Here is a 23,797-nt window from a genome sequence, read left to right as displayed (position 1 = left end):
GATGTTTATTTTAAAGCATGGTACAAGAGAGGATAAGCCGTTTCTAAGGTCCGCTGTTATCGGTGTGACTGGCTTGGATATTTCATGTTCAGAGGAGAAGAAAGCCTTGCGGTTTGTTTCTCGTGGGGCAGCCGTACAGGTTGGTAAGGCATTGAGGGGTTCCTTTGGGAACTTTTACCCTGTTGAGGTGGAGTGATGTTAGAGCTTTACTTCGTCTATAACGGGTACTGTCAATTCTTCCTTGGTGCGTTTAATAACGTCGATGATCTCATTGAGCGTATGGAAGACCATCAAAGGGCATTCTCGGCTATCACTCACCCAAGGTTTCAGAAGCACATCGGTCAGCGGACAACACGATTTGACTATGGTGCTAAGGATTGTTACTATTTAGCGACTTTTTCAGGAGGAGAAGAAAATGATTGAACTTTTTAAAGAATTTGGAATGGCTATTCTGTGGTTATTTCTCGGCTATTTAGTTGGAGAACGTGCAGCAAGAAAGGAAAAGAAAGATGATCAATAATGTTACGTTGGTGGGGCGCTTGACAAAAGACCCTGAATTAAAATATACGCCATCGAATGTGGCGGTTGCGACCTTTACTTTGGCGGTCAATCGGAATTTCAAAGGAGCCAACGGCGAGCGAGAGGCGGACTTTATCAACTGCATGATGTGGCGCAAGCAGGTGGAGCTCTTTGCAGAATGGTGCAAGAAGGGCAATCTGGTCGGTGTGACTGGTCGCATCCAGACAAGGAACTATGAGAATCAAGAGGGTCGCAGAGTCTATCTGACTGAGGTGGTCGCAGATGGTTTTGAGCGACTTGAAAAGCGTGATGATACAGCTAACCGTTCGAATATTGAGGAACAAATGCCAGGATACTCCCTTGAAGAAGATGATTTTCCGTTTTAGTGTGAGAGATATTGATGAAGTACGACAAACAAGCTGTGATAGATGGTAAGAAGCACGCTATCGAGGTGCTAGAAAAACGGATAGTGGAACTATCTAAACCTTGTCTGCCAAAATACAGGCATTTGCGAGCAGCAGAACGTGACCTGTTGAGGAAGAAAGTAAAACAGTTGAAAAAGGAGTTGGAAGATGATGGAAGAGTTAAAGCAAAAAGTTAATGCAGTATACAACTGGACGGTAGAAGACGGGAAACCCAAACCTCCCAAACAAGATTTACCACAAGCGGTGAAAGACCGGGCGGACTATTTTTGGGAAATGACAGAAGATGGTATGACGTTTATAGGAGCGATGGAATGCATCTTCGCTGATGAAAAGCCTACAGACTATGATTTGGGAGCTACTAAGGGTTGGTTGCCAAAATCTAAGGAGTTTGATGATTGGGTTGGCTATTCGCCAAGCATGGCTCAGGTAGTTATTGCAGTTTATTTGATTTATGGAGGAAGCGAAGATGAATAAGCAGGAATTGATTGAGGGAATCGAAGCCGTACCAGCACATAATACAAGAACAAGACCTTGGATTGACAAGAGAGTTGTCCTTGGTTTAATCAAACAACTAGACGAACCAGAAAAAGTCAAAGTTCCGCAGTTTGTGGCGGAATATATAGAATTTAAAAAGAAAAACAACTTTCATGTTTACGGCGCAATGAGAGTAATTGAAGATCACTATGATAAGAAAGTTCCTGATTGGTTCTACGAGGGCAATATCGAAAAATTCTGTCTTGCATGGCTTCTAGGCTACGAGGTTGAGGAAGAGAAAAGGTGTAGAGTAAAGATAAAAGGCACTAGTCAATACTTACGCAAAGACGAGACCAGCATTTTTTTTAGTTCGTTTTTTATATCTGATTTCACAAGAAACGATATCGAAGACTTAGGCTTCGGCTGGGTGTTTGATTGTCCGGGTATTGAGATTGAGGAGGTTGAAGGATGACAGTAGAACAATTCCTTCAATCGTTATCCTACCTTATGTGGACTTCATATTGGTCAGTAATTTTTTATAAGTTCTTTAAAAATAATAAAAATAATAAAGATTGAGGAGGTTGAGTGATGAGATATGAGTGTTCAAACTGTTGCAAAGAAATCGAAGACGAGTTTCTGGTAGTGCAAGAGAATCATGTTATTCTAGCATTATTTAACGATGTTGAAAATTGTTTCTGTAGTCAGCAATGCGTCAATGATTTCTTGATGATTGAATCTAAGTGCTTATCAAATGGAGACATACCGTACAATGAAGAGGAGCTGGAGTGATGGCTAGAAAGGTACAAGCAACGTTTACCAAAGATATGTATGACCATGTCGAAGCCTTAAAAGAATATGGTGGTTATAGAAGCATATCAGAAGTGGTCAATAAAGCACTTGAAAAGTTAGTAAATGAACATAGCGGCAATGAAATATATAAATATTATTTGCAAAAAGTGAGAGATGAAAGAGAGGTCACAGATTGAAAGATTTGATGTTTTGGGGGATGATTTTAATTTCTTCGTTAGTAATCGGTATGTCAATTTATATCTTGATTGTACAAGCTTATCTTAATAAGGCTATGATAGATAAATTTAATGAGCAAAAAAGAGAATTAAGAAGAGCTTTTGGATGGGAAGAATATAACTGGGCTGAAAATTTCGGAGAATACGCACGAAAAGTCGATAAGCTTATTGAGTTTAAAAAAGAAATCGAACGGCTTGAAGTTATTAAAAAAGCAATTGAAGTGCAGAAGTTATCAGACCTGAATCGCAGAAAAGAACAGGTTGAATGGGAAATTAAGAAGTTGGAGGAAAAATAATGAAACGACCAAACAGATACCCGTATACACGAAGTCAGTGGGGAGAAGAGATTACAATACTTCGCACAAGCAACAACGACTGCTTTAAGTTAAGAGTCGAGCGTAATCAAGTTACGGGAGAGAGTAAGTGATGAAACGATTCATAGCTATCTGGATTTTATTATCTGCTGGACTAAACATCTGGCAGATGGACAGGATTCGAGATTTGGAAGAGAAGAAGCCCATGGTTATCTATAAGGCAGATAACGCAGGCGCTGAGATTTTTGGTAAAGTCCTTGAGAAAGGACGCCATGGGAAGCTGTACACGCTTACGATTCGTGACTACGGTGTGTTCGTGGTTACGAAGGAAGTGTATGAGAAAGTGAAAGTTGGGGATGAGGTGATGTTGTGAAAGTTCGATTTAATGGGAAGTATAACTTCTTCTTAACCCAATTTGTCCATTTTATTGTATTGGACTATCTCTGGAAGATACTTGAAATTATCATCTTAGGTGGAGTGATAGGGAATTTGGCGGATTCCATTATGCTTGCTCTGATTTGTGTCTATATTGCATGGATTTTAGATAAGGAGGAATGAAACAGATGAACACACTAGACAAAGTTAAACAATGGTTTATAGACCGAGATTTAGAGAACGGCGGACGACTGGACAAGCAATCATTAAAACTCAGCGAAGAGTTCGGCGAGTTATGCGCAGGCTATCTCAAAAAGAATGAGAAGCTGACCAAGGACAGCATCGGAGATTGCGCAGTTGTGATTGTTGGTTTGGGCTTGCTGATAAAAGTGGATGTGGATAAGATTTTTGAGGAATCGTGCTTTGTAAAAACCGGAGATGTGATGGAATGTTTCAAATGGCTGAATACTAACATTAGTAATTTTCAATCGTATCAGAATTCAAGATACGAGAAAATGTGTCAATATAGTTTAATGTGTTCAATAGGCTACCTGAAATCAATCAGCTATGCACTTGGTTATAGCTTCGAGGGATGCTTTAAAATGGCCTACAACGAAATCAAAGACCGCAAGGGTCGTTGGATTGACGGAACTTTCGTAAAAGAGGAGGATTTGGCATGATACCAAAATTTAGAGCGTGGGATAGAACGCGAAACGAAATGAACTACAAAGTCATGGTAGGCAATTGTGATCTAAGTGATGAAAACTGGACTTGTCCTATTATTTGGATTGAAGAAAGAAAAAAATGGTTACATTTTGATGATGATTATGAATGTATCATGCAATCAACAGGACTCAGAGATAAGAAAGGTAAGGAAATCTTTGAGGGGGATATTTTAGCATGTGAAACTGATGATGAAGTGATAAACCTGAATGTATTTTGGGATGAAGAGCACGCTTTGTTTATGTTCGAGTCGAAAAAATATAACGAACAGGAACTCTTAGCGGAATTGGTTGAAAATAACACATATCCATTTGAAATCATCGGCAACATCTACGAAAACCCAGAGCTTTTGGAGGATAAGGAATGAACCCAGAAATAATTGACAACATAAACAAACCAAGCCACTACCAAGGCGCAAACGGTCTGGAGGCTATCGAGGTCGTGCATAACTTCGTTGGGAATCTTTCTGGAGCGTCTGCTTTCTTTTGGGGAAATGCAATCAAGTATATGTTACGGTTCCAAAAGAAAAACGGTCTTGAAGACCTGAAGAAAGCTAGAAAAAATTTAGACTGGCTGATTGAGGAGATGGAGCATGAGAATAAAAACATCAAATGATTCTATCATCAACGTTGATAGCGTGAAGAATAGCCTCACAATTGAAGGAGTTGAATTTGGATCAGATTGTCGTGCGCTGACCTCTAAACACACAGACGGGACAGGGACAATAACTCTGATATTTGAAGGGAAAATTATTTGAAATACGCAAGGAGATTTGCAAGATGTAGCTAAGACTGAAAGAACTTAGAGAGGACTTGTGTCTTTCCGTCAAAGATATGGCCAGAGATACAGGTGTTTCCCAAAATACAATTCATTTGTATGAACGTGGTGGATATCCGTCCATTAAGCAAATAGAAATGATTGCCAAAACCTATGATGTAAATCCTGCTTGGTTAGTCGGATGGATAGATGATGAAATGATGCCTGGAATCCAGGTAGTCGAAAAAGTGGTCTACAAAGAAAGTCCAACAGCAAGATTGCCAGATTATTTTAACAACAATAACGATGGTAAGATTATCAAGTGGAAACAATCACGAAGATATCGAGGGGGTAGGAATTGAAGAAATTAAGCGACGAAGACCTCAAAACATTAGACAGAGAACTTTTCAAATTTCAAAACATTCAACGGACAATAGATTTGAGAAGGCTAGAACTAGAAACTCGAAATCCAGATTCTCAAAGTGGGCCCAGCGTAGGAATAAGCAAACCTACCGAAACCATTGCAATCAGAATAGCGGATGATCCAACCTTAAAATTTCTCGAAGGGTTCAAAGCTATTATTAACAAACTCCTAATCAATCTAGTTGATGAGGATAAGGAAATCTTTAATCTGCGCTGGAGATATCCTCAACTGAGATGGGAAGAAATAGCAGAACAGAAATTCATGAGCAAAGCTACAATCTATCGACGTAGAAGGATTATCCTAGAGCAGTACGCTATTTTGAAAGGTGAGCTATAAATAAACATGAGACAAAAGACATCTTGAAGTCTCACAAAAAAAGGGTTATTATGATAGCATGAACTTCTGAAACAAAAACACACATCACACTTTAGGAGTCATCCTTAATTCTAGTCAGAAAAGTTGTCCAACAGAAGTATCGTCAAGAGTCAGCAAATGCTGGCTTTTTGTTTTGGGAAAGGAGGTAGAATATGGAATTTGTATCACCAATAAAAGAGAACGATGATATACAAGCTATGAAAGATTATCTCAGAGAATGGAATGAGATGTATTACATGCTATTCATCACAGGTCTGAATACTGGGTTACGAGTTGGAGATATACTTACCTTGAAAGTTAAAGATGTTCAAGGTTGGCACATCAAGCTGAGAGAACGGAAGACTGGCAAGCAGATAACAAGACGGATGACAAAAGAACTTAAGAAAGAAATGAGAAGATATGTTGAAGGGAAACCATTTCATCATTTCTTATTTAAGAGTAGGCAAGGTCAGAATAAAGCGATCACTCGTGAGCGAGCCTATCAAATCATTCATGAAGCTGCTGAAGAACTTGGTATTGATAATGTCGGTACACATACAATGCGCAAGACATTCGGCTATAAATATTACAACAAGACAAAGGACGTAGGAACATTACAGAAAATGTTCAATCATTCATCACCTGCAATCACATTGAGATACATAGGAATAGAACAAGCAGAGCTTGATGACGCACTACGGAACTTTGTCATTTAATTTTTTAGATATTACTTTCACATAATGAGTTAAGCATAAACTGAAAAAACGAAACGCTTTAAAAACCATAATTAGTAAGGGTTTGAGATCTAGAGTGAGTTTAACAAAATATAAGATATGTGAAAGTGAGGGATAAAATTGGTATAGTTACAGGAGGTGAAAAATGGACAATCAATATAATTTATACAGAAAGGTTGATGACCATGATGGAGTCATGTGGAAACATCAAGATTACCACAAACAGAAAGAATTAGAATTAAGGAATCCAATTTTTAGTTACTCAAAAAGAAAATCAAGAAAAGTAAAATGAGACAAAAGACATCTTGAAGTCTCACAAAAAAAGGTTTATTATGGTAGCATAGATTTCTTGTATGAGATGGGATAGGTCAAGAGCCTGTCCTTTTATTTTGCAGAGGAGTATATATCATGTACAACAAACCAGTCAGACAGAGCTTGAAGACAAGGAAGTGGTACAAGTTCCGTGACAAGGTCATGAGACAATACGATTACCTTTGCCAAGAAAGTCTAAGATATGGTCAGTCAGTTCCAGCTGAAATGGTTCATCATATTTACCCAGTATCTGAGTATCCAGAGCTGGAGTATGTATCTTGGAATTGTTTGCCACTGACTAACCGTAAACACAATACGTTTCATGACCGCAACAACGATAAGATAATTGGAAATGGAATTTATTGGCAGAAGAAAAGAAAAAAAGAATTTTTAACTTTTTTCAAAAATAAAAATGAAAAATGAAAAATTTTTTTCTATCCCCCCACTTCAAAAAATTTTTTTCGAAGTCTCTGGGAACCGGTGAAGGGAACTTTTTCCAAGTCGGGGGCCTTCAAACAAAAAGGGGGTAAAAACTAAGCGATTTTGACGAAAGGAGGTAGTTGTTGGCTAAACCAATTACAGAAAAGTCGATTAAGTCAAAAGTAGTCAAGCAGATGAAAGACTTGGGCACTTATCGTAAAGAGTTCGAAATGATCATTGGTATTTTTGCAGGAATGCTATATCAGTATCAGAAACTTGCTCAAGATTATGCTGATATGGGATATCCAGTGACAGATACCTACGTCAATAAGGCTGGTGCCGAGAATGAGCGCAAAGTTCCAATCTTGACAGCTATGGAAATTTTGAGGAAAGACATTCTCAGCTACTCTAATCAGTTGATGATGAATCCGAAATCTCTCGGTGAGGTGGTTGAACAAGAAGGAGAGTCACCTCTAGCAGAAGTCTTGAAGTTCAAGAATGAAATCAAGAAGAAGAGAGTGAGTGGAAATGGGTAATCTTGATAAAGCAAAAGAATACGCTCAACACGTCTTAACTCACCAAGAGGAACATTGCGAGGAGAACATTCTTGCTGCTGAACGTTTTTTCCGTGATTTAGAAAATCCAGCGTTTGAGATGGATGAGGATATGGTGGATTTTGTTATTCACTTTATCGAGAATGTGATAGTTCATCAGCAGGGCGATGATATGTTTGCGGTGTCTATCCGTAACAAGCCGTTGCTTTTGCAACCTTGGCAACATTTCGTTGTTGTTAACCTGTTTGGTTTTTACTATAAGGGGACGAATGAGCGTAGGTTCAAAGAAGCGCTCATCATGCTTGCTCGGAAGAATGGAAAAACCTCGTTTACTGCTGCAATCGCACTTGCTTATCAGATTTTGGACACGGATAGCGGTTCAAAATGCTATATCGTTGCTAACTCAGTCAAGCAAGCGATGGAAGCTTTTGGATTTTTAAGATTCAACGTCGAGCGTTGGAATGATAAGAACATTCGTATCAAGGATAATAACCAAGAGCATTCTATCACTGCTAATTTTGGTGATGAAGGTTCTTTCTTTATCCAAGCACTTGCCAATGATGAGAGTCGTCTGGACTCTCTGAATGGCAACGTTATTATCCTAGATGAAGCTCATACGATGCGAAACAGTAAGAAGCATGGTCTTATGAAAAAAACAATGTCAGCATACCGTAACAGTATGCTTTTTGTTATCTCTACCGCTGGGGATATTCCTACGGGGTTCCTTGCTAACCGTCTGAAATACTGTCAAAAGGTGCTTAAGCAATTAGTCACTGATGATTCATTTTTTATCTTCATCTGCAAGGCTAATCAATCTGCTGATGGAGACGTGGTGGACTATCTGGATGAGAATATTCTCAAGATGGCTAATCCGTCATGGGGGGTCACGGTTTCGCTCAAGGCTCTCAAGGAAGAAGCAGAGCAGGCCATGAATGATCCTCAGACTCGAAACGAGTTTTTCAATAAGACATTGAATATCTTCACTAACTCTATGAACGCTTATTTCAATCCCGATGAGTTTATAGCGTCGGACAGTTGCTATGACTGGAGTTTAGAAGAGCTGGCACGCTTGCCGATTCGTTGGTATGGTGGTGCGGACTTGTCAAGATTGCATGACTTAACAGCGGCTGCTCTCTACGGTGTTTATCACGATGGAGAAAAAGATGTTGATATCTGTATCACACATGCTTTCTTTCCTCGTATCAATGCTCAGAAGAAGGCTAATGATGATGGGATTCCACTTTTTGGCTGGCAGTCTGATGGCTGGCTGACGATGAGCAATACTCCTACCGTTCTCTATGACGATATCGTCAAATGGTTCATCAGTATGCGTGAGCGTGGATTTAAAATCCAAGCTGTGGGAATGGATAGGAAGTTTGGTCGTGAGTTTTTGACTAAGATGAAAAAGGCTAAGTTCAAGATGATTGACCAGCCTCAGTTATTCTATCTGAAATCTGAGGGGTTCAGACGGATTGAGTTCAAAGTCAAGAACAAGGAATTTTACTATCTTCATTCTGACGCTTATGAATACTGTGTGAGCAATGTTAGAGCAATTGAAAAGGTGGATGACGCTGTGCAATATGAAAAATTAGATGGAGACGGTGGTACTGCAAGGATTGACTTGTTTGATGCCAGCGTCTTTGCTTGTATACAGGCTCTTGCTAATCTTGGCAAGGGTGGCGATGTGATGAGATTCTTTGATTAGAGAGAAAGGAGGTGAGGAAACATGGGTATTTTTGAAAAAATTTGGAAACGAAACAAGCCAAGTAAACCAATCAACATGCTGAGTCATTCAGATTTAGGATTGTCAAACCTGATGGATTCGTATGTACCTTTGGCCAGAAATCCAGATGTGGTGACAGCGGTTAATAAGATTGCTGATTTGGTCTCTAATATGACCATCCACCTGATGGAGAATACAGATAAAGGTGATATCAGAATCCGTGATGGGCTTGCTAGAAAGATTGACATTAATCCGTGTGAACACATGACAAGGAAGTCATGGATTTTCAAGATTGTGCGCGATTTGCTTCTATACGGCGATGGAAATTCTGTCTTACATGTGGAATATGAACCTGTTACGGATTATATTTCCAATTTAAGACCATTTCCGATGAGAGAAGTTTCTTTCCAAACAGATAAGAATTCCTATGTAATCTCATTTAGGGGTGAAAAGTATTCCCCTAACGAAGTAGTCCACTTCGTCATCAATCCAGATCCGGATATTCCATACATTGGTACTGGTTTTAGGGTGACGTTGACAGATGTGGTTCAAAGTTTGAACATGGCTACTAAGACTAAAAAAAGCTTCATGAACGGTAAGAACATTCCTAGTCTTATCGTTAAAGTAGACTCGTCTAGTGCTGAACTAGACTCGGAGCAAGGGCGTGAGCGTATCGCTGAGAAGTATTTAAGTACTAGCAGGGTTGGCGCTCCATGGATTGTTCCAGAGGCATTGCTGGACATCCAACAGGTAAAGCCACTTAGTCTAACGGATATCGCTCTAAATGAGTCTGTCGAATTAGATAAAAGAACAGTTGCAGGTTTATTAGGAGTACCTGCTTTTATTTTGGGCGTGGGAGAGTTCAACAAGACAGAGTATAACAACTTTGTAAATACGACTGTCATGAGTATCGCTACCACTATTACTCAAACACTAACCAGAGACTTACTTTTGTCTAGTAATCGTTACTTCAAGCTAAATCCTCGCTCACTCTTCTCTTACAACATTACAGAGTTGTCTGAGGTTGCACGTCAAATGACAAACAGTACTGCAATGCGTCGTAATGAGTGGAGAGATTGGCTTGGTATGGCTCCTGATCCTGAGATGGAAGAGTTGATTGTCCTTGAGAACTTTATCCCTCAAGAGAAGATAGGAGACCAAAATAAATTGAAAGGAGGTGAGGAAGAGAATGCAGAAACGGAATAGTTATCGTGCCACTCAATTTCAAACGCGAGAAGAAGACTCTGGTGATTTGATTTTGAGTGGCTACTTTATCAAGTTTGACGAGGAGACGGAATTGTGGCCAGGCTACTGTGAAGTTATTAAGCGTGTCGGGGTTGAGAAAGCTATCAAAGACGCTGATATCAGAGCTTTATTTAACCACGATGATAGTCTTGTTCTCGGTCGAACAGGCAACGGAACTCTGACTCTGGGTGTTGATGATGTTGGTCTTTTTGGGGACATCATCATTAACAAGGATGATCCTCAAGCGGTTGGAGCCTATGCCCGTGTTAAGCGTGGAGATGTTATCGGATGTAGCTTTGGTTTTATCCCGATAAAAATCGAAACAGAGGAACGTGAAGATGGTTCGTATCTGGACACTGTCTTAGAGCTAGAAATCTTTGAAGTGAGTCCATGTACTTTCCCAGCCTATCCGCAAACGGAAATTGCTGCACGACAAAAAGACTTCGAAAGTCAGAGCCGTGCGAATCGTGAAGCGCTAGATAAGCGCAAGAAAGAAATTAAGGAGAAATTTAAGCTATGAATAAGGCATTAATCTTTGGTGCTCGTATGCGAGCAAAAGCAACTAAAGTAGTTGAGTTGGAAGAAACTATCGAAGAATTAAACAAACGTTCGGTTGTTGAATTAGAGAAGTTAGATCGTGCTGAAACTGATGAAGAAGTTTCAGCAGTTGAAAAGACTGTAGATGATCTTCAAAAGGAAATTGAAGAAAAAGAAGCTGAAAAAGCGCAGCTGGAAAAAGAAATTGACGAGTTGGAAAAACAAATCGAGGAGCAAAATCGAAAAGCACCAACTTACCCAAGTCAAGAAAAACGTGGAGGACAGAAATTGGAACAACGTGACGCAATTGCTAAATACATTCGTACTGGTCAAACTCGTGACATCGTAGGTTTGAAAACTACTGATTCAGGAAGCGCAGCTCTGATTCCTACTGAAGTTTTGAAACCTCATTTTGTCAATAAAACACGTAATCCACTTTTGGATCTTGTGGAACGTGTGAAAGTTAACAGTGGATCTGGTAAATATCCACTTATCAAGAAAACGGATGGTGTAATGGTTTCAACAGAGGAATTGAAATCAAATCCAGAACTTGGAAAACCAGCAATCAGCGAGATTGATTATTCAATCAAGACTTACCGTGGATATGTCCCTGTGTCACAAGAAATGATTGACGACGCAGACTATGACATCATGTCCATTGTTGAAGACGAAGTGTTTAATCAAGGTGAAAATACTGAGTTGTCATTAGTTGCAGCTGTCCTCAAAAAAGCTACCCAAGCAGATGCAGCTGGATTTGATGGTATTAAAGACATCTACAATAAGAAGCTTAAATCAATTTACAAAGCAAGCATCGTTGTAACTAAGTCAATGTTTGCCGCACTTGACAAGGTAAAGGACAAAGATGGGCGCTACATGCTTCAAACCGATGTAGCTTCACCTACTGGCTATTCATTTGGTGGGAAAACAATCTACAAAGTAGATGACACAGTGTTTGGAGATGAAGGAGATATGAAATTCTTCATCGGTGATGTCACTGAGTTCGTCAAAGAGTTTGATCGTTCTCAAGTATCTGTTAAATGGGTGAACAATGACATCTACGGACAATTGCTTGGGCTTTTCATCCGTTTGGATATTAAGAAAGTAGATGAAGAAGCTGGGTTCTTCGGAACATACACTGACGCTGCAGGGTAAGGAGGCAGTTGATGGCTTATCAAGTAATCCGTCCTTTTAAGGATTTGAGAGACCCTCAACAATATGAATACCAAATCGGGGACATTTATCCCCGAACAGGATATAGAAGTAGCAAGGCCTTCATTCAAGAGTTGTTAGACGGGTCAAATAGTGCAGGATCTATTTTCTTGACTAAAATCGATGATGACGATATTTCCGAAGGAGAAGCAGAAACTCAAGAACCCGAAGAGGAAGATGAGGAGTAGTTATGGACAATGCTCAATTATTAGAATTACTAAAACTAAAATTGGGTATAGCAACAAATCTACGTGATAAGCCTTTGGAGAAAATCATCGAAGCTGTCATGACTGAACTGGAAGATAATTTGGGAGTTTCGCTTGAATCAGAAAATGCTGAACACCAAATGTTTGTAGTTGATTATGCAGCCTTTCGCTATGAGGGTGGGGTGGACATGCCACGCCACCTTTTATGGCGGTTGCATAATTTGAAATTGAGGTAAGAAGATGGCGTGGAACAATGAGATTACATTAATCTCAAGGGTAAAAACAGGACTAGATAAATTGCACCAGCCTCTATTTGAGGAGAAACGATTGACTATTTTGTGTCGCAAGCGTTCCATTACTCGTTCTGAATTTTATCAGGCTAGCCAGGTCGGACTTAGACCAAGCCTTATCCTTGATATTCATAGCTTTGAGTATAACAACGAGGAAGAAGCGGAATTTAATGGGAAACGGTATCGTATTCTCAAGACATTTCCGATTGGTCTAGAAATTCTGGAGCTGACCTTGATGGAGGAATTGCCATGAGTTTAACAGGTGACCTTTCAGCAGAAATCGCTAAAGCACTGAGCGAATATTCTAGTGAGTTAGAAGATGAGATTGACGCTATCGCACAAGAGTTAGGTGATGAAGCTGTTGCGACTTTGAAAGCGACAAGCCCAAAGAATAAAGGAAAGTATGGAAGAGGATGGCGTCTCAAGAAAAATGCAAAAGGCTCATACGTGATCCATAATGCTACAGGCTATCAATTGACACACCTACTTGAAAATGGCCATGTTTTAAGGAATGGTGGTCGAAGTCGTGCTATCCCTCATATCCAACCTGTAGAAGAAAAGCTAATCAATTCCTTTGAACGTAAAGTTAAGGAGGCTATTCAAAAATGAAATTATCTGACCTTGTCGATATTCTAAGTCAAGCAAATCTACCTATAGCCTATCGTGCGTTTGAAACTGGACACGTTCCTCAAACACCTTACCTTATCTACTTTGAATCACATCCAGATATCAAGAGAGCAGATGACGAACAGGAATACCAGATTAAATCTGTGACTGTAGAGCTTATCTTTGAGCGTAAAGACGAAGATTTGGAAGAGGCCTTGGAAGACTTGTTGTCTAAACATCAACTTGTTTTTGAGGTGTCAGAAGAAAGCTATATCCCGACAGAAAGGCTATCTGTCAAGCCTTATACTGTTTATTTGTACTAAAGGAGAAGAAGATGACAAAAACAGAAAACAAAGTAACCTTTGGATTGAAAAATGTGCATATCGCACCAATCGAAACGATCAATGGGGAAACAAATGTCATTAGCTACGGGAAGATTTTTCGTTTCCCTGGAGCTATGAACTTGGAGCTAGAACCAAAAGGAGAATCGAAAGCAATCCCAGCCGACGATGTGGACTACCACTTCATGAACTCAAACGAAGGGTATGAAGGGAAATTGAAAGTACCACATATCACAGAAGAATTTGCGACGAAAATTCTGGGAGAACTCAAGGATGACCAAACAGGAGTGTTGACTGAAAAAGGCGATGCTTCAACTAAACCGTTTGCGATTATGTTTGAATTTTCAGGAGATCAAAATAAGACTCGCTACGTTCTCTACTACTGCTCTGCTAGTCGTCCATCGAACGGCTCTGCTACTAAGAGCGGAACAACTGTCAACGAGCGTGAACTTAGCTTCAAAGCTTCACCACGTCCGCTTGATAGCGTAGTGAAACGTTCGATTACGTCTGCAGACAAGAAAGAAGTGTATGACGCTTGGTTTACTAGCGTTTATGAGCCAACATCTCTAGGATAAGGAGTAAAGAATGCGTCGAAGTATTAAAATCAGCAATAAGCGCTATGAGCTTGCAACAAATGCCTATACTCCAATCGCTTACAAAAACGAGTTTGGGCAGGATTTTTTCAAGGACCTTTTGGGACTTTTGAAAAATAAACAATTGGTAGCTCAATTGAATCAATTGGAAAAAGGTAATGATTTGGTTGCGGAAAGCGTCGATTTATCTCTTTTAGAAGATTTCGATATTACCTTTTTCTATCGTCTATTTTGGGTATTTGCTAAATCTGGCAATCCTAAAATTAAACCGTTTGATGATTTCTTCATGGAGATGGAAGAATTTCCTCTTGACGAAGTTTGTCCACTAATGATGGAAATGTTGAATACGGTGCTGCAAACAAAAAAGAAACAGACACATCAGAAACAGCAAGCGAAGAAGCCTTCACGGTAGAATCTTATCTATCTTGTTGCAAGGAAACTGGCTTATCTATCGATGATCTCAAGCATATTTCCATTGGGATGGCGTTAGATTATCAGACAGATTATGTCAATTTGCGTAGCGAAAATAAAACGGGTAGTCGGAAGGCCACCCAAGCTGATTTTGATGCATTTTAGAGAAAAAAGTGAGTGCTGAGAGAGTTGTGAGGACAAGTTCCTTTAGTTGGCTAGTGTTCTGGTCATAGAAATCCTCTCAGCGCTCCTTATTTTTAAGGAAAGGAGGAAATATGGCAGGAAATATCAAAGGGATAAAAATTGAAATTGATGGCGATACCCAGCCCTTACAAACAGCGTTAAAGGGTATAAACAAAGAGTCTGTAAATGCTACAAATGAACTAAAACAAATCGATAAGGCTTTAAAGTTTGATACTGGTAACGTTACTTTACTAACCCAAAAACAAGAAGTCTTAGAGAAACAGGTAGGTATAACCAGAGACAAACTAGAGGCTTTAAGACAAGCACAATCCAAAGTAGACGAGGAATTTAAAAAGGGGAATATTGGTCCCGAACAGTATCGTGCTTTCCAGCGTGAAGTAGAAGTGACTCAAAATGTCCTAAAAGGATATGAGGGAAAGCTAGCTAGTGTCACTAAAACTCTTGAAGGGAATGGCGATGCAACAAAAAACAACCAAACCCAACTGAAAGAATTGCAGAATGAGCAAAAACTACTTGCCAGCGAATCTGAAAAAGTCGTTAGTTCGTTTAAGCTACAAGAAAGCCAGATGGGTGCCAACTCTAGCGAAGCAGACAAGTTAGCATTAGCCGAAAAGAAGATTGGTGAACAGTCTGAAATTGTAGCTCGCCAAATCGAAAACCTTGAGAAGCAGTTAGAAATCACTAAAAAAGAATATGGTGAAAACTCAGCCGAAGCTAACAAGATGGAAGCGGAGCTGAATCAAGCTAAGACCGCTTACGCTAATCTTAATCAGGAACTAGGAAAACTTGGTAGTACAGCTAATAGCAATCAAACCCAACTGAAAGAATTGCAGAATGAGCAAAAACTACTTGCCAGCGAATCTGAAAAAGTCGTTAGTTCGTTTAAGCTACAAGAAAGCCAGATGGGTGCCAACTCTAGCGAAGCAGACAAGTTAGCATTAGCCGAAAAGAAGATTGGTGCACAATCTGAAATCGTCGCTCGCCAAATCGAAAACCTTGAGAAGCAATTAGAAATCACTAAAAAAGAATATGGTGAAAATTCAGCCGAAGCTAACAAGATGGAAGCGGAGCTGAATCAAGCTAAGACTGCTTACGCTAATCTTGGTCAGGAAATGGAAAAATTAGCCAGCAGTGGGAAACAAGCTGGAGATAGCCTCAGCGAGACTAACAGCCTCTTAAAGGCTGAGTTACTAAACCAATTTTCTGAGAAGCTATCTGATATTAGTCAAAAACTAGTTGACTTTGGGAAAAGTGCTCTGGAAGCCTTTCGTCAAGTAGACGAAGGGATGGACATCATTGTTACTAAAACAGGCGCTGGAGGAGAAGCTCTGCAAGGTATGCAGGATGTTGCAAACGAAATCGCTACATCGTTACCAACAGATTTCTCAACAGTAGGGAATGCGGTTGGAGAAGTTAACACTCAATTTCAACTTACAGGCGAAGCACTCAAGGGTGCCTCAGAGGATATTATCAAATTCTCGGAAATTAACGGTTCTGATGTCACAAATTCGACTATTCAGTCGAAACAGGCATTAGAAGCGTACGGAATGACTGTTGATGATTTATCAAAAGTTTTAGATTCAACTACGTTCGTTGCTCAGGCTACAGGTGTTTCAGTCGATGACTTGATGAAGAAAGCAACAGATGGTGCTCCTCAAATCAAATTGTTGGGACTTAGTTTTGAAGAAGCTGTTACACTTGTTGGTCAGTTAGAGCAACATGGTGTCGATTCGTCTGCTGCTTTATCAGGCTTGACGAAAGCAGCAGGAGTGTATGCCAAACAAGGCAAGAGCATGAACGAGGGTCTCAAAGAAACAATAGACTCCATCAAAAATAGCCAGAGCGAGACAGAAGCGTTAAGTATTGCTATGGAGATTTTTGGAGCTAAAAAAGCGCCACAAATGGTTGATGCTATCAAACGTGGAGCGTTAAGTTTTGAAGATTTAGGGAAAACAGCTCAAGAATCTGCTGGTTTAGTTTCAAACACCTATGAAGCTACCTTGGACCCAATCGATAAATTCCAGACGGCTCAAAATTCAGTTACTTTGGCTATGTCTGAACTCGGTGCTTCAATTGCTGAAGTATTGGCACCAGTATTTGAAATGCTGGGAAATATTGTCAAACAAGTGGCTGAATTGTTCAGTGGGTTACCTGGTCCGATTAAAGAATTTGTTGTCATTCTAGGGACAGTTGTTACCGCTGTAGGGGTTTTAGCACCGATATTCTTATCCCTGCAAGCCCTTGCGGAGCTTTTAAAAATATCTATTGGAGAAATGATAATTACCGCATTACCAATCATTGGGACAGCAGCCGCAATAGCGGCAGCAGTGGCAGCGGTCGTTGTCATTTTAAAATACTTATGGGAAACGAATGAAGGATTCCGCAACGCTGTCACAGCTGTGTGGGAGGCTATTTCATCTGTCATCAATACTGTTGTAGGTGAAATTTCAAACTTCATCATGAGTATTTTTGGCACCGCTGTAACATGGTGGACTGAAAACCAAGAGCTAATCCGTTCTATTACGGACGCAGTCTGGACTGGCATTTCCGCTATCATTAGCGCTGCTATGACTGTTCTAGGTCCACTTATAGAAGGAGGATGGAACACCATTCAGATTATTACGTCTACAGTTTGGGAAGTGATTAAAACGGTAGTTGAAACAGCTATCAACGTTGTTTTGGGTATTATCAAGGCAGTGATGCAGATCCTTACTGGTGACTGGTCAGGCGCTTGGGAAACCATCAAGAGTGTTGGAGAAACAATCTGGAATGGGATTGCAAGTGTTATCGGGACTATCTTTAATGGCATAGCGCAGGTATTGTCTAACATCTGGAACACTATCTCAACGGTTGCTTCAACTGTTTGGAACGGCATCAAGTCCACTCTTTCAGGAATATTTGATGGTATTTCAAGCTCAGTCTCAAGTGTCTTTAACGGTATCAGAGATACGATTAGCAACATCTGGAATGGTATCAAGTCAACCGCAAGTAGTGTCTGGAATGGCATTAAAGATACAATCGGCAATGCTATTAACGGGGCTAAGGATTTAGTTGGTAGTGCAATTGAAGCTATTAAGGGATTCTTTAACTTTGAATTTAGATGGCCTCATATCCCTCTACCACACTTTAGTATTAGCGGTTCTCTTAATCCAGTTGACTGGTTGAGTAACGGGTTGCCAAGCATTGGCGTAGAATGGTATGCCAAGGGCGGTATCTTGACCAAGCCGACTGTTTTCGGTTCAAACGGAAATAGCCTGATGGTTGGTGGAGAGGCTGGAAACGAAGCTGTCTTACCACTGAACGAAAGAACCTTGGGAGCTATCGGTCGTGGAATCGCTCAAACAATGGGAGGTCTGTCTCCTGTTATCAATGTCAGTATTAGCGGAAACAACATCAGTGAAGAGATGGATATCAATCGCATTGCTGACGTTGTCGCTCAAAAGATTGCGGACGAACTGCAACGGAAAACACAACTTAGAGGAGGAATCGCATGATTAAACATAATGAATTGGTGATTGATGGTGTAGCAACCTCCTCTTTTCCTTTTGATGTCATTGTAGAGGAAGCGCCATCCATCGTAATTGCTAATAGTAAGACAAAACTATGGGAGCATGACGGGATTAGTGGAGCCATCCTACAAACCAATCATCATAGAGGGATGGTTGAGAAATCCTACACGCTTCACTTAGTCAAGCCAAAAGAGGAGGACTTGAACCGTTTTCTGGCTCTTTTTGCTAGGGAAAACTTTTGGCTTGAAAGCGAACGTGTCAAGACCACTAAGATGTGGTGTTACAAGGTAAAGATTTCCGAGACTACTAGAAATCGTACAGGGTACTATGCGCTCAAAGTCACATTTGAGTGTCACCCTACAAAATTTTTCAAAGTCACGGACAATCAGACCTTTTCAAGAAGTGGCACTTTAAGAACCAAAGGCTCTGCTTTGGCTTTTCCGACAATTACCTTAACTGGTCAAAGTACGACTGAGGTTAGTTTCACAGTGGACAGACAGGTTATCCGCTTAGAAAGACTGTCTGGAAGAGCTATCATGGTAAATAACCCTAACAACCCTAGTTTCTTGGACGGAACAGGTTCTAGAATTAAGTGGACAGGGGATTTTATCACGATTGACCCAATCAAAAAACAAGATGTTGGGATTGTCTTAGGTGCTGGTATCAGTTCCATGACGATTGAGACAGTTTGGGGGTGGGCATAATGCTATATTTGCTTGAAAGTGATACTCGTAACGTTAAATGGAACGGTATTCCACTGCATGAAGCGACCTCAGCTATCATCAAAGAGCAAATGAACGGGGATTTTACCCTCACTCTTCGCTACCCTATTACTGACTCTGAGATTTATCAACTTTTCCGTGAAGATATGTTGATAAAGGCTCCAGCTCCTGTGATTGGCCCTCAGTTGTTCCGTATCAAGAAACCAGTAGAGAATGATGATCATTTAGAAATCACTGCTTACCACATCACTGATGACGTCATGCAGCGGTCTATCAACCCTCTATCTGTCAACAAGCAGAGTTGTTGGCAGGCTCTTTCTCAATTGGTACAGGTTGCTAAGTCTCCTATCAATGATTTTTCATTTACCAGTGATATCACAGACAGGAGAACCATCAACACAAAAGAAGTAGAAACACTCTACAGCGTGTTGATGGATGGCGCTCACTCAATCGTGGGAACGTGGGAAGGAGAGTTGGTTCGGGATAATTTCGCTATTTCAATCAAGCGAAATCGAGGAGAGGACAGAGGTGTTATCATCTCTACTCACAAAAACCTTAAATCCTATCAACGAACCAAAAACTCACAAAATGTTGTTACTCGGATCCATGCTAAGTCTACATTTAAGGCAGAGGGAGCTAAGGAAGACACAACAATTGCCATAACGGTTGATAGCCCATTGATTGGCACTTACCCTTACATCAACGAAAGAAGTTATACAAATAACAACATTCAAACCGTTGAGGAGTTGACAAAGTGGGCTAGTGCTAAATTCACTAACGAACACATAGATAAGGCTACAGATGCCATCAAGATTGAAGCCTATGAACTTGATGGGCAAACTGTTCACATGGGAGATACAGTCAACCTGAAAAGTTATAAGCACAATGTGGACATTTATAAGAAAGCAATTGCCTATGAATATGACTGTTTAGCAAACAATGGACAGGGAGCCTATCTAACCATTACCTTTGATGACAAAGTGAAATCAGGAGGGAATGGTGGCGGAGTATCAGCAGTAGCAAACGCAATCTTGGACAAGCAAGAAACACAATTTGATATTATGCTGGAGCGTGCGATTGCCAACGCTGACCGTGCGTTTGATGCCGAGTTTGAAAAACGTAAAAAAGCGATTGACGATGCTATCGAAATTGCCAAGGCCAAGGCTGAGGAAGTGAAGCAAGAACTGTCTGACACTATCGATCAGCGTTTTGACAGTTTTGACAATGCTTCGATTCAAGAAGCTAGGCGCAAAGCCGAGGAAGCATTGAAAAAAGCTGGGGCAAGTAGTTCTCTAGCTCAGGAAGCCAAGCAGATTGGTCTAGATTCGATTGCTAGACTTGAAGCGTTCAAGTCGCAGGCTACGAGCGCTCAGACGGCTCTATCGGGTGATTTGGATGCTCTGAAACAGACGGTCACAAGTGAAGTCAATCAAGCTTCAGAATATCGCAGAACGACCACAGAGGCCCTTAGTCGAATGACTGGCCAGATGAAGGGATTTGCGACGAAATCAGAGGTCGCTCAGGGTATCGATGGGTTGACTCAAACCTTCGCTAAGATGAAGGTCGGTAGTCGCAACTATGCTGAAGACTACGACTTTTCAAGAGGTCTTTGGAATTATAGTCAAGGGGATAACAGTCCACAAGATTGGACTATCTCAAACGGCGAATATAATGTAAAAGGAACTACGAAGACTTGGAAGCAGATGCAAATCTATTCAAAAGAAGGAAGTATAGCTTCAGGTAAAAGTTCGACAGCTCTTCTTGAGTTGGAACTCGGCGAGACTTACACACTTTCGTTTCAAGCTATGTGTCACTCTGGAAATCCAAGCGTTTGGGTCTCTTTAAGAGCTAATCGAACAGCACCTAGCAATCCTGAAATCATGTATGGCAATTTCAACCTCACGTCTAGCTGGCAGACTTATCAAGTCACTATACCAGCATTGACCAAGCCTGATAATTTTGACTTCTGGCGAATTATTCTTGGTTATAACGAGATTGGCCATGTAGCATTTCGTAAAGTCGAATTGACTAGAAGCTCTACTCGTATAGATGCAGGGCCTGCTCCAGAGGATGGTAAGACGGACCTTATAGCTGCTAAGTCTACTTTTGAGAAGACGGCTGAAGGTCTATCTTCTAAATTGGCGACGGTTGAAACCTATGTCAGCCAAGACGGCCAGCGACAGGAAGCTTTACAGCGTTATACTCGTGAGGAGAGCGCGAGACAAGCGACGGCTGTACGTGAGCTAGTTGCGAAGGACTATGTAGGTAAAGCGACTTATCAGGAAACTGTAAGAGCTATTGAGAACAAATTCGAAGCTATCACGAATCCACAAAATGGTTCGATTGCCACTCAGATTGCTAACTATAAAACGGCAGTAGATGGCAGATTTGCAGATATTACTTCATTGATTGCTGGTAAGGCTAGCCAAACTGATTTCCAAAAAGTCAAGGAAACTAGTCAGCTATACGAACGTATTATCGGTAGTACCGAGAATGACATTTCGAATAAGGTTGCTCGCATGGCTATGACAAGCCAGCTGTTTCAGGTTGAGGTGGCTAAAAATGTCGGAGATAGCCGAAATTATGTGAAGAATGCCGATTTTAGGGGTGGTTCTAAAAATTGGAGAGAAACGAACGTTTCAGGCTTGAATTTCAACTATGAACATTCATCACAAAATCGAAATAAATCGGGCGTGCATATTTATGGAACATCTATAAATGCTCGTTATTTTGGATTGCAACAGACATTCAAAATTGAACTAAAAAAATCCGATAAAATCACTCTTTCTTTTTTGGTTTCAAAAGATGGACTTAGCACTTTCTCTGGCCTTGACATCGGGTTACATTATAGGAAAGATGGTGCAATAAAATCGCAGGCATGGAGGGAGATTCCAAATAGTGAAATAACTGCATCCGCTTATAAAAAACTTAATTTTAATTATGAGTTACCAGTTGACATCGATGAAATCAATTTAATGTTTTATGGAAATCCTGGGAAATCAATAAACCTTTACATTTCAGAGATAAAACTTGAAACTGGAAGCAATGCGACACCATTCACTCTAGCCCCTGAAGACACTGACGAAGCTGTTCGTACAGTTCAAAATCAACTAGCTGGTTCGTGGGCGGTTCAGAACATCAACAGTGCAGGTGATTTAATTTCTGGGTTAAACCTGGGCGTTAATGGTCATAATCGACTTGACGGTAAATTGACCCACATAACTGGCGAGACCTTGATTGATAAAGCAGTTATCAAGTCAGCCATGGTGGATAAGCTGAAAACGGCCAATTTTGAAGCAGGTTCGGTCACGACTACGATATTAGACGCTGAAGCGGTCACGGCTGAGAAGTTGAAAGTTGATAATGCGCTTATTAGAAAAATCACTGCAAATGAAGCATTTATTGACCAACTTACATCTAAACGCATCTTTGCGACAAAAATCGAATCAGTCATTTCTAGCTCAACTGTTTTAGAAGGTTATAAAGGTTGGATTGGTGGATTCCAGCTCGGGACGCATGATTCAGGTTATGGGCGTTGGATAACTGGTCGCAATCATTTCTCGGTTGGAATGGGTGATGGTACAGGTGGAGATGGACGCACTGCGCTATGGGTCAATTGGGGAAACAATTGGAACGAACCTGGATACTATGCATGGTTCGTAAAAAATAATGGCAAGATGTATTGTTATAACACTGCTGAATTTTGGAAAACACCAATTATTCACGGCGACTTAAAAGTTACAGGAAGAATTCATTATGATGGTGGTGTTTGGATTTATTCTGGTGAATACGAGAAGATTGGACGAAGCAGTAAAGATTATTTTTATCTGGAAAAAGCCAGTGGTGCCAGAGATTGGTTCCCAGCTTGGAACGATACTTCTGACCGCAGACTGAAATCAAACATTCAAGAGAGTAATGTTTCAGGGATTGATATTATTAATCGTTTGAAAACGTATAGTTACCGAAAAGAATTTAATAATGAGGTAGAGGATATCTCATGCGGTATCATGGCTCAAGATGTGCAGAAGTACGCTCCAGACGCTTTTCGTGAGGGTCCAGATGGGATTTACACATATAACACATTTGCACTGGTACCTTACTTAATCAAGGCCATTCAAGAATTAAATCAAAAAATAGAAAAAATGGAGAAAACAATAGCATGAATAACAACATGGACGCAGTAGTAAATCAGTTAACACTTGATTCGCTGACTAAAAAGCTAGCAGTCAGCGAGCAAGAATCAGCTAAGAATGAAGCTCTTTATTTGTATGCAGCAAGCGAATTGCACACGATGAAAGAGGTTCTAGAACATGACCCAGCTCTAAAAGAGTTGTTTGAAGAAACACAAGCAAAAATGAAAGGAAATAACTAATGAATTACGAAGTAGCAATTAAACCTTATTTGAAAGGTGCAGAAAACACAACAGTAGTCGCAATCAAGATGGAAAACAACGGACGCTATTCTTACGAGCAAGTAGAACTTCACGGCGACCATACACAGGACAATGAAGCGACTTTGATTCAAGCGGTGCTGGACCATATCCGCACAGAGCTTGATCCAACGAGCGCAATCGTACAAGCGCAGGCTAAACTTCAAGAAGCAGAGCAGAAATTGGCTCAGACCGAAGCGAAACAGACGGCCACAGATGAAGAAGTTAAGCATAATAAAGCTGAAACCGACCGTTATGGGAAAATCTCCATGCGGTCGTTTTAAATGCCGTAGCAGGCAAGACAATCGCCTATGGGACCAACTACAAGGAATTAGTTGAGTTAATTCCACTTGCAGAAGTTGG

35 protein-coding genes are annotated in these 23,797 nt (G+C 40.5%); all 35 read left to right on the top strand.

The window, feature by feature from the left end:
• The first annotated feature begins 1 nt into the window (after position 1).
• The 35 genes from QS39_RS08170 to QS39_RS11405 all read left to right on the top strand — a co-directional run bounded on the left by QS39_RS08170 (position 2) and on the right by QS39_RS11405 (position 23,718).
• On the top strand, positions 2 to 196 hold the full coding sequence (locus QS39_RS08170; protein WP_077805198.1) for a hypothetical protein: 195 nt from the start codon (positions 2 to 4) through the stop codon (positions 194 to 196).
• Positions 196 to 423 carry a hypothetical protein gene (locus tag QS39_RS08165; RefSeq protein ID WP_077805197.1) on the top strand — a complete coding sequence of 76 codons (228 nt, stop codon included), beginning with the start codon at positions 196 to 198 and terminating at the stop codon, positions 421 to 423. Before QS39_RS08170 ends, QS39_RS08165 begins: the two co-directional genes overlap by 1 nt.
• An 86-nt stretch (positions 424 to 509) precedes the next feature.
• Positions 510 to 905: a single-stranded DNA-binding protein gene (gene ssb / locus QS39_RS08160; protein ID WP_077805196.1), complete on the top strand. Its 396-nt coding sequence runs from the start codon at positions 510 to 512 to the stop codon at positions 903 to 905.
• 14 nt (positions 906 to 919) lie between these two features.
• A complete protein-coding gene (locus tag QS39_RS08155; protein ID WP_077805195.1) occupies positions 920 to 1,120 on the top strand; it encodes a hypothetical protein in 201 nt (66 codons plus the stop codon).
• Entirely contained in the window at positions 1,092 to 1,418 is a 327-nt protein-coding gene (locus tag QS39_RS08150; protein ID WP_180375022.1) for a hypothetical protein, read from the top strand. Before QS39_RS08155 ends, QS39_RS08150 begins: the two co-directional genes overlap by 29 nt.
• Positions 1,411 to 1,890 carry a DUF1642 domain-containing protein gene (locus tag QS39_RS08145; protein WP_077805194.1) on the top strand — a complete coding sequence of 160 codons (480 nt, stop codon included), beginning with the start codon at positions 1,411 to 1,413 and terminating at the stop codon, positions 1,888 to 1,890. Before QS39_RS08150 ends, QS39_RS08145 begins: the two co-directional genes overlap by 8 nt.
• A gap of 316 nt (positions 1,891 to 2,206) precedes the next feature.
• On the top strand, positions 2,207 to 2,404 hold the full coding sequence (locus tag QS39_RS08135; RefSeq protein ID WP_077805192.1) for a hypothetical protein: 198 nt from the start codon (positions 2,207 to 2,209) through the stop codon (positions 2,402 to 2,404).
• Positions 2,401 to 2,739 carry a hypothetical protein gene (locus tag QS39_RS08130; protein ID WP_077805191.1) on the top strand — a complete coding sequence of 113 codons (339 nt, stop codon included), beginning with the start codon at positions 2,401 to 2,403 and terminating at the stop codon, positions 2,737 to 2,739. The genes QS39_RS08135 and QS39_RS08130 overlap by 4 nt, the downstream gene beginning before the upstream one ends.
• A 130-nt stretch (positions 2,740 to 2,869) precedes the next feature.
• Entirely contained in the window at positions 2,870 to 3,130 is a 261-nt protein-coding gene (locus QS39_RS08125; protein ID WP_077805189.1) for a DUF1372 family protein, read from the top strand.
• Positions 3,127 to 3,315 carry a hypothetical protein gene (locus tag QS39_RS08120; protein ID WP_077805188.1) on the top strand — a complete coding sequence of 63 codons (189 nt, stop codon included), beginning with the start codon at positions 3,127 to 3,129 and terminating at the stop codon, positions 3,313 to 3,315. Before QS39_RS08125 ends, QS39_RS08120 begins: the two co-directional genes overlap by 4 nt.
• A 5-nt stretch (positions 3,316 to 3,320) precedes the next feature.
• Complete coding sequence (locus tag QS39_RS08115) at positions 3,321 to 3,812, top strand: MazG-like family protein (RefSeq protein ID WP_077805549.1); 492 nt, start codon at positions 3,321 to 3,323, stop codon at positions 3,810 to 3,812.
• The gene (locus QS39_RS08110; RefSeq protein ID WP_077805187.1) at positions 3,809 to 4,222 is read left to right on the top strand and encodes a YopX family protein; all 414 of its coding nucleotides are present in this window, start codon (positions 3,809 to 3,811) and stop codon (positions 4,220 to 4,222) included. The genes QS39_RS08115 and QS39_RS08110 overlap by 4 nt, the downstream gene beginning before the upstream one ends.
• Complete coding sequence (locus QS39_RS08105; protein ID WP_077805186.1) at positions 4,219 to 4,470, top strand: DUF3310 domain-containing protein; 252 nt, start codon at positions 4,219 to 4,221, stop codon at positions 4,468 to 4,470. The genes QS39_RS08110 and QS39_RS08105 overlap by 4 nt, the downstream gene beginning before the upstream one ends.
• Positions 4,471 to 4,646: 176 nt before the next feature.
• Positions 4,647 to 4,973, top strand: a complete 327-nt coding sequence (locus tag QS39_RS08100) for a helix-turn-helix domain-containing protein (RefSeq protein WP_257617752.1) — start codon at positions 4,647 to 4,649, stop codon at positions 4,971 to 4,973.
• Positions 4,970 to 5,371, top strand: a complete 402-nt coding sequence (locus QS39_RS08095; protein WP_015997053.1) for a hypothetical protein — start codon at positions 4,970 to 4,972, stop codon at positions 5,369 to 5,371. The genes QS39_RS08100 and QS39_RS08095 overlap by 4 nt, the downstream gene beginning before the upstream one ends.
• Positions 5,372 to 5,562: 191 nt before the next feature.
• Positions 5,563 to 6,105 carry a site-specific integrase gene (locus tag QS39_RS08090; RefSeq protein WP_077805183.1) on the top strand — a complete coding sequence of 181 codons (543 nt, stop codon included), beginning with the start codon at positions 5,563 to 5,565 and terminating at the stop codon, positions 6,103 to 6,105.
• A gap of 163 nt (positions 6,106 to 6,268) precedes the next feature.
• Positions 6,269 to 6,415 carry a hypothetical protein gene (locus QS39_RS11060; RefSeq protein ID WP_180375021.1) on the top strand — a complete coding sequence of 49 codons (147 nt, stop codon included), beginning with the start codon at positions 6,269 to 6,271 and terminating at the stop codon, positions 6,413 to 6,415.
• 116 nt (positions 6,416 to 6,531) lie between these two features.
• A complete protein-coding gene (locus QS39_RS08085; protein WP_077805182.1) occupies positions 6,532 to 6,858 on the top strand; it encodes an endonuclease in 327 nt (108 codons plus the stop codon).
• A gap of 140 nt (positions 6,859 to 6,998) precedes the next feature.
• Positions 6,999 to 7,391, top strand: coding sequence for a P27 family phage terminase small subunit (locus QS39_RS08080; protein ID WP_077805181.1), 393 nt, complete (start codon positions 6,999 to 7,001; stop codon positions 7,389 to 7,391).
• The gene (locus QS39_RS08075; RefSeq protein ID WP_077805180.1) at positions 7,384 to 9,114 is read left to right on the top strand and encodes a terminase large subunit; all 1,731 of its coding nucleotides are present in this window, start codon (positions 7,384 to 7,386) and stop codon (positions 9,112 to 9,114) included. The genes QS39_RS08080 and QS39_RS08075 overlap by 8 nt, the downstream gene beginning before the upstream one ends.
• A 21-nt stretch (positions 9,115 to 9,135) precedes the next feature.
• Positions 9,136 to 10,338 (top strand): phage portal protein, encoded by a 1,203-nt coding sequence (locus QS39_RS08070; protein ID WP_077805179.1) that lies wholly within the window; start codon positions 9,136 to 9,138, stop codon positions 10,336 to 10,338.
• Positions 10,322 to 10,897, top strand: coding sequence for an HK97 family phage prohead protease (locus QS39_RS08065; protein ID WP_077805178.1), 576 nt, complete (start codon positions 10,322 to 10,324; stop codon positions 10,895 to 10,897). The genes QS39_RS08070 and QS39_RS08065 overlap by 17 nt, the downstream gene beginning before the upstream one ends.
• Positions 10,894 to 12,066, top strand: a complete 1,173-nt coding sequence (locus tag QS39_RS08060) for a phage major capsid protein (protein ID WP_077805177.1) — start codon at positions 10,894 to 10,896, stop codon at positions 12,064 to 12,066. Before QS39_RS08065 ends, QS39_RS08060 begins: the two co-directional genes overlap by 4 nt.
• Positions 12,067 to 12,077: 11 nt before the next feature.
• Entirely contained in the window at positions 12,078 to 12,311 is a 234-nt protein-coding gene (locus tag QS39_RS08055) for a hypothetical protein (protein WP_077805175.1), read from the top strand.
• 2 nt (positions 12,312 to 12,313) lie between these two features.
• The gene (locus QS39_RS08050) at positions 12,314 to 12,565 is read left to right on the top strand and encodes a phage head-tail connector protein (RefSeq protein WP_077805174.1); all 252 of its coding nucleotides are present in this window, start codon (positions 12,314 to 12,316) and stop codon (positions 12,563 to 12,565) included.
• A gap of 4 nt (positions 12,566 to 12,569) precedes the next feature.
• The gene (locus QS39_RS08045; RefSeq protein WP_033686235.1) at positions 12,570 to 12,872 is read left to right on the top strand and encodes a phage head closure protein; all 303 of its coding nucleotides are present in this window, start codon (positions 12,570 to 12,572) and stop codon (positions 12,870 to 12,872) included.
• Positions 12,869 to 13,228, top strand: coding sequence for an HK97 gp10 family phage protein (locus QS39_RS08040; RefSeq protein WP_077805173.1), 360 nt, complete (start codon positions 12,869 to 12,871; stop codon positions 13,226 to 13,228). The genes QS39_RS08045 and QS39_RS08040 overlap by 4 nt, the downstream gene beginning before the upstream one ends.
• Complete coding sequence (locus tag QS39_RS08035; RefSeq protein WP_077805172.1) at positions 13,225 to 13,548, top strand: hypothetical protein; 324 nt, start codon at positions 13,225 to 13,227, stop codon at positions 13,546 to 13,548. The genes QS39_RS08040 and QS39_RS08035 overlap by 4 nt, the downstream gene beginning before the upstream one ends.
• A gap of 11 nt (positions 13,549 to 13,559) precedes the next feature.
• On the top strand, positions 13,560 to 14,141 hold the full coding sequence (locus QS39_RS08030) for a major tail protein (RefSeq protein WP_077805171.1): 582 nt from the start codon (positions 13,560 to 13,562) through the stop codon (positions 14,139 to 14,141).
• A gap of 10 nt (positions 14,142 to 14,151) precedes the next feature.
• On the top strand, positions 14,152 to 14,571 hold the full coding sequence (locus QS39_RS08025) for a hypothetical protein (RefSeq protein WP_049543879.1): 420 nt from the start codon (positions 14,152 to 14,154) through the stop codon (positions 14,569 to 14,571).
• Between the two features lie 274 nt (positions 14,572 to 14,845).
• Positions 14,846 to 18,268 carry a phage tail tape measure protein gene (locus QS39_RS08020; protein WP_077805170.1) on the top strand — a complete coding sequence of 1,141 codons (3,423 nt, stop codon included), beginning with the start codon at positions 14,846 to 14,848 and terminating at the stop codon, positions 18,266 to 18,268.
• On the top strand, positions 18,265 to 18,987 hold the full coding sequence (locus tag QS39_RS08015) for a phage tail protein (protein WP_077805169.1): 723 nt from the start codon (positions 18,265 to 18,267) through the stop codon (positions 18,985 to 18,987). Before QS39_RS08020 ends, QS39_RS08015 begins: the two co-directional genes overlap by 4 nt.
• A complete protein-coding gene (locus QS39_RS08010; RefSeq protein WP_077805168.1) occupies positions 18,987 to 23,168 on the top strand; it encodes a phage tail spike protein in 4,182 nt (1,393 codons plus the stop codon). Before QS39_RS08015 ends, QS39_RS08010 begins: the two co-directional genes overlap by 1 nt.
• Positions 23,165 to 23,377, top strand: coding sequence for a hypothetical protein (locus QS39_RS08005; RefSeq protein WP_077805167.1), 213 nt, complete (start codon positions 23,165 to 23,167; stop codon positions 23,375 to 23,377). The genes QS39_RS08010 and QS39_RS08005 overlap by 4 nt, the downstream gene beginning before the upstream one ends.
• On the top strand, positions 23,377 to 23,718 hold the full coding sequence (locus QS39_RS11405) for a hypothetical protein (RefSeq protein WP_257617722.1): 342 nt from the start codon (positions 23,377 to 23,379) through the stop codon (positions 23,716 to 23,718). Before QS39_RS08005 ends, QS39_RS11405 begins: the two co-directional genes overlap by 1 nt.
• Positions 23,719 to 23,797 lie beyond the last annotated feature (79 nt).

This window comes from Streptococcus mitis, from assembly GCF_002005545.1.
Taxonomy (GTDB): domain Bacteria; phylum Bacillota; class Bacilli; order Lactobacillales; family Streptococcaceae; genus Streptococcus; species Streptococcus mitis_I.
The sequence above is the reverse complement of the archived record's forward strand: the minus strand, read 5'-3'. Positions and strand labels throughout refer to the sequence as shown.